The 872-nt window shown below is 45.3% G+C and carries 1 protein-coding gene; it reads right to left on the bottom strand.

The genetic code is table 11. The annotated features are described in order from the left end of the window. On the bottom strand, nucleotides 1-872 hold an 872-nt coding region (locus tag A3738_RS31730; protein WP_304440142.1), incomplete at both ends, for a DNA translocase FtsK.

Below are 872 nucleotides of genomic sequence, written 5' to 3'. Positions count from 1 at the left end.
ATATCGTTGCCTAGCCCTAAACTTAGCGGAGACGCGGCATCATCGTAATCTTTAGAACTCAATACTTCACTAAATCGAACGATCTCACGATGCTCGTTCGGTATCTCAATCCCGATCACTGACTTCCCAGGTATAACCTCGACAACACGAACACTCATTACTGCCAATGAACGCGCAAGGTCTTTCGCAAGATTACTAATCTTACTCACCTTCACGCCAGGCGCGGGTTGAATTTCAAAACGTGTAATTACAGGGCCGGGGTTAACTTCGACAACCTCTGCACTCACCCCAAAATCAGCTAGTTTCACTTCAAGCAAGCGCGACATGCTTTCAAGGTCTGCGGGCGAATACCCTACCTTTTTGTTTTTCTCAGGAGGGTCTAAAAGCGTTAATGAGGGTAAAGCAGACTCTTGTCCAATAAACAAACTACCCTGTTGCTCTTCTTCGAGGCGCTTGCCTTGTTTGCTCTTCTTAACAAACGGAGAAATTTTAATAGACTTACCATCTGATTCTGCCTCAGCCGCAGACTTTTTCTTTTGCTGAATCACAACGGTATCAGTGCTTGGCGAAACTTTTGGTTCGACTTTTTCCTGAGTTTCAGTCTCTGTCGGTGCTTTCTTAGCTAAACCTAAGACCTTTTTAAGCGCAGGAGCACTTTTCTCTTTCACTTTCTCGACGCTCGCCTTCGACTCAGACAATGTCTTAACCGGTTCTTTCAAGGCCTCGTGTTTGGCTTCGCGCTCTTGTTGTCTGCGGATAATATCCTGCTCCAACTTTCGCTGAGCACGCAGATCACGCCTAACATCTAAATAATTTTTGATAAAGCTATAGACTCGATTTAAGCCTCTTCCAATGACTCGACCACAGGCAAT

The organism is Oleiphilus sp. HI0066, from assembly GCF_001635725.1.
The sequence above is the reverse complement of the archived record's forward strand: the minus strand, read 5'-3'. Positions and strand labels throughout refer to the sequence as shown.